This is a genomic window from Bacteroidales bacterium (assembly GCA_018334875.1).
In the GTDB taxonomy this organism is placed as follows: Bacteria; Bacteroidota; Bacteroidia; order Bacteroidales; family UBA12077; genus JAGXLC01.
In genome coordinates, this window is record JAGXLC010000301.1 from 1 (window position 1) to 4932 (window position 4932).

Below are 4932 nucleotides of genomic sequence, written 5' to 3' on the forward strand. Positions count from 1 at the left end.
CCAGTATTTTTGAGGCCATCAACGATCTGCTGGCTATACTGTCTCCCTCCATCTCGGTGGTATTTATTTTCGGGGTGATGTCGAAAAGAGGCACTCCCAAAGCGGGCCATTACACATTGGTATTCGGGTTGACTCTGGCCCTTATAGCATTCTGCTTTGATTTTGAAATGATTGCCGGGAAAAGATACATTTCCGATGTTTTAGGCATTCATTTTATGATGAAGGCATTTTACCTGTTTGTTATCTGCACCCTTTTTTATTTTATAGTCAGTCACTTTACACCACGTGCAAAAGAAGAGATATTGCAAAAGATGACCATGAGGCGGCCCCATTCATTTATAACTGAGGGCAAAGTGAGAGGCATTTCCGATGCCCGTATTTTAGCCTTATTACTGATTGTTGTGATGGCTGTTCTGTATTATATATTCAGATAAAATAAAAGCTAAAAATGTCTTATATTTTAGTATATCCTTAGAGTGAGCTCAATTATTTAGACATTAACTATGAAAAGTTAAAAAATATGGAACAATTACTGGAAAATATCGGCTATTGTATTGAATTCGGCAAGGTAGACCAAAAAACACCCTATCCTCCGGACATGAAAGGACAGGAAGGAGCGAGCGTTGCGCCGTGCATGTCCCTAAGGTGGGGATGGCGTATTAAATATATAAATAATGAAACACCTTGCAGCAAACCCATCTCGCCGAATAGGCGGGATACGGAAAGGCCTGGTCAGCCATCGGAAGCGAGTTTTGCATAATCGTCCGGCAGCTGCCGGACGGTATGAAGCGTAAACAGTGACTGCTGAAGGTATAGTATTGAGCTTCGAAAGCAAACATAAAGCTGGGGCATTAATTCTTAAACTTGTTGTTGCAACATCGGCTTTGCGATAAATACAAGTAATGCTGGCCCGGCCGGAGTCTAAAGCTATATCAAAGGCAGGTTGGTTTGCATGGGAACACGGAAGAGCCTCCCGCCTCCACACGTAAGACGGTAATATGTCAAATCGCGCTAAAAGTATCCAGGCATTAAAGGTTCATATTGCCACCTGTGAATGCGATAAGAAAAAGGCAATATCCTGGTGGTATCCGAATCGGGAGACAATTGAAGGGTAAAAGAAGGGCGAAGGGAGTCTTAGTATCTTCATAATACCGATTGAAAGCTGGGGAATTTGGCGGATGCTGAAAAGCCAGTAAGTAGGAAAGGGAGATACTTTAAAACGGGCATGCAATTTGGAAATATTTAATGCACCTGATGTATGAGAAATGTAAACGTAAGAATTGCAAAAAGCGAGAGCCGGATCTATTTAAAGAGGAATCCGGCAGTTGCCGGAGAAAGCTGCTCGTACGGATCTGTGGGGGAGCGGGAAGGTAACGACCCGCTCTACTCAAAAATAGTCGACTTTTTAAATAGAATGCTTAATTACAGATATAATTATTCGTTATTGATGTATTGATTAACAGTGTTTTATTAGATAATCAAAAAAATTAAAACTATGAAAAAAATATTATTTCTTATTACATTCATTTCAATAAGTTTGTTTTGTCAATCACAAGACATGCAACATGAATCAACCCAATTATTGGTGTTAAGTGGCAGCAATAATCATAATTGGCAAAGAACTACCCCGCTTTTGAAAAACATCTATAAAGGAAGGGGGTTATTTAAAGTCGAAATTACAAATCAACCTGACACCCTCATTTATAAGGATTTTAATGAGTTTGATGTAATTGTAAGTAACTGGAATTCATGGCCCGAGAAAGATGTGCGGTGGCCGGAAAAGGTTGAAAGTGGATTATTGAGATATTTAGAAGAAGGGGGAGGCTTGGTCTTTTTTCATTCTTCCACCTCGACATTTTACACTTGGCCTGAGTTTGACAAAATTTCAACAGGAGCTTGGGTAGAAGATACATGGCATGGAAAAAATAGTCCTGTGAAGGTGAAAATTGAAAACCAGGAACATCCTATTACAAAAGGGCTTTCAAATTTTTATATTTTTGATGAATTATGGATTAATGCGAAACAGAATGATAGGTTTCAGGTTTTGGGAAGCGCCATTAATGAAGACGCTTTGAACAAAGGATATGAAAACCAACCTGCAATTGCTGTTTCGGATTATGGAAAAGGCAGGATTTTTCATACCCTCTTGGGACACGATACAAGAGCCATGCGCAACACCGGTTTTCAGACTCTTATGCTGCGTGGAACAGAATGGGCAGCTACATCGAGAGTTAGTATACCAATTCCTAAAGAACTTCAGCAAAAAAAGACAATAGAAGCATCTGAGTTTACCTGGCTGGAAAATGATTCTACCTTTGCCCTTCTTAAGAATGATGAGGTATTATGGCAATTCAACTTTAATACCCAATTGGGGAAACCTTTTTTTCACCCGGTTTATGTAAACAGAAACCGAATTACATGTTCCAGTCCTGATGATCATCCGTGGCATTTAGGGCAATGGTTCTCTTGGAAATATATAAATGGTGCAAATTATTGGGAATTTTTCGGGGAAAATTATCAGAGGAATGAATTGAGAGGCATTACTAATATTACAAGCGTCAAATTAAAAAGGAAATCGGATTATTCAGCTGAAATTTATTTGGAGATCGACTACTATCCTGAAAATGGACAAACAGTATTAACAGAAGAAAGGATAATCCAAGTTTCTCCACCCCATAAAGACGGACGTATTCAGATGGATTACAATATGAACTTTGAAGCTGTTGCTGACACAGTTGAATTAAACCGAACTCCCCCACCGGTTGCTGATGGAGTATTGTGGGGAGGATACGGTGGATTATCAGTTAGATTTAATCAAGATTTAATGAGTGAGAGGATTCTCTCCAGCGGGGGTCTACATTATCAATATAGGGGCATAGGTCATCAAAGAATCGAAGGATCTGAGGAATTGGCAATAGTTAACTTTGGCTATGAGGATATAGATGACAAAACAGGTAATTGGTTCTACATGGGTGGTAAGGGACTGCATGGCAACCGGTTTGGTACCGTGATAATGATCTCTGAAGATACCAAAGGGAAAGGTGAAGCTTGGTATTCGGTAAATACGCCTGGAATTCCTTTTTATTACATTAATCCCGCATATGTATATTTAAAACCACAAATATTGACAAAGGGGGAGAGTATTAACTTAAAATATAGAATCTTACATATAGAAGGGGATGTTAACAATCAACAACTTAACGAGGAATATAAAGATTATTATGAATAATTATTAACCATTAAATACTTAAATTATGAAAAAGAATAAAACTATAGGAAGAAGAGAATTCCTGAAAAAAACAGCTGTTGGTGTAGGTGCTGCTATAGTTGCACCAACGATATTACCTTCATGTGAAGTGGACAGAGATGACCATTTACGATTAGCGCATATCGGAGTAGGATCTCGGGGAATGAATGAATTAAACAATTATTTTCTGCCCCTTGAATCTGCACGTTCAGTAGCTACATGTGATGTCTGGAAGGATAGGCGGGAAAAAGCGAAAGACCTAATTACTGAGTATTATAAAGAAAATAGTATTAAAGCGCCCGATGTTAAGACATATTTGGATTTTGAGGAGATACTGGAGCGCGATGATATTGATGCAGTGGTTATAAACACGCCCGATCATTGGCATGTACCTGTATCGATAAAAGCTGCCAGGGCGGGCAAGCATGTTTATGTGGCCAAGCCGCTTGGATTGAGTTATCCGAATTATAAAATACTTGAAAAAGAAATGGCTGCCAATAATGTTCACTTTCATTATGGCACACAGCAACGGGCACAGCAGCATATGAAGGTGGGGATTGACATGATAAAAGAGGGCAAAATCGGAGAAATAGAAAGAGTTGAAGTTTGGTGCCCCGGCAAAAATCCGGTCGAAAATCCCACATGTAGCGAGGTTGCTCCACCCAGAGAATTTGATTTTGACAGGTGGACAGGGCCAGCGCCGTTAAATCATTATTGTCCCGATAGGGTAACAAATAATAGTTCGTGGTTTCAGTATGATTACAGCATAGGATTTCTTGCAGGATGGGGAGCCCATCCGCTTGATATCATGGTTTGGGCATTAAAGGATAAAGTAAATGGTGTTTATTCTTGCGAAGGAACAGGGAAATTCTGGGGTGAAGACGGTATTTATGACAACATTTTTTCGTGGGATTTGAATTATAAATATCAAAGTGGCCTTGAAGTTCATTTCGTCAGCCTTGATGTGGCAGAACAACAAGGCATGTTAGAAGATCCTGAAAGGGAGGATGGTAATGGCACTACTTTCTATGGTTCAAAAGGTTATATTTCCCTTAGTAGAGGAGAAGCACAATCAGATATCCCGGAGTTAAACCAAAAGTTGAAGGAGACTCCCATGAGCGGAGCGAATAAGATGGGGCAAATGTTTGTAGATATTATTGCAGGAAAAATCGAGGAAACCTGCCCGCTTGATGACGCAATTATTTCTGATACTATCAGCCATATGGGAGACATTGCAATCAGGAGTGACCGCAAAGTCACCTGGAATCCGCAACACGGAGAAGTTGTAGATGACCCCGAAGCAAACAGTCTATATATACGCAAAATGAGGCCTCCATATACAGTAAAGGAAGGTTGAAATAATGAAATGATTTAACTGCTTCTACAAAAATGATTAGGCGTTAGTTAGCGAGTTTAAATAACTAAAGTTTCACAGTTAAAAAAGATGTTGAATATCAGTAAAAAAATGGGAAAAGTAGCATGATTCGATGTTCCATATGAGAGATTAGAGTAATGGATCACAAGGGTCCCTAAAGATATGGTACTCTATCTTTATTCTACCGTTTATTGCGATAACATTAGGGGTGGGCTATGGTTTAACCACCACAGCAAGAATGGAGAAACTAAGACAGCAAAAGCTTAAAAAGCTTCATCTTATCACCGGCTCCGTGATGTTTGCGATTGGT

Annotated in this window: 4 protein-coding genes; all 4 read left to right on the forward strand. The window is 39.5% G+C overall.

Going from position 1 to position 4932, the window contains the following annotated elements; translation table 11 throughout:
• Positions 1-434 (forward strand): hypothetical protein (locus KGY70_16855; GenBank protein MBS3776870.1); only part of this gene is annotated, 434 nt, incomplete at its 5' end.
• 86 nt (positions 435-520) lie between these two features.
• Positions 521-760, forward strand: coding sequence for a hypothetical protein (locus KGY70_16860; GenBank protein MBS3776871.1), 240 nt, complete (start codon positions 521-523; stop codon positions 758-760).
• 735 nt (positions 761-1495) lie between these two features.
• Positions 1496-3229, forward strand: a complete 1734-nt coding sequence (locus KGY70_16865; protein ID MBS3776872.1) for a PmoA family protein — start codon at positions 1496-1498, stop codon at positions 3227-3229.
• A 25-nt stretch (positions 3230-3254) separates the two neighbouring features.
• A complete protein-coding gene (locus KGY70_16870; GenBank protein ID MBS3776873.1) occupies positions 3255-4604 on the forward strand; it encodes a Gfo/Idh/MocA family oxidoreductase in 1350 nt (449 codons plus the stop codon).
• The last annotated feature ends 328 nt before the right edge of the window (positions 4605-4932 follow it).

What these genes read in the sequence shown, in the direction of transcription:
- KGY70_16860 (MBS3776871.1), top strand. Translation starts at nt 521, where the DNA reads ATGGAACAATTACTGGAAAATATCGGCTATTGTATTGAATTCGGCAAG.
- KGY70_16865 (MBS3776872.1), top strand. Translation starts at nt 1,496, where the DNA reads ATGAAAAAAATATTATTTCTTATTACATTCATTTCAATAAGTTTGTTT.
- KGY70_16870 (MBS3776873.1), top strand. Translation starts at nt 3,255, where the DNA reads ATGAAAAAGAATAAAACTATAGGAAGAAGAGAATTCCTGAAAAAAACA.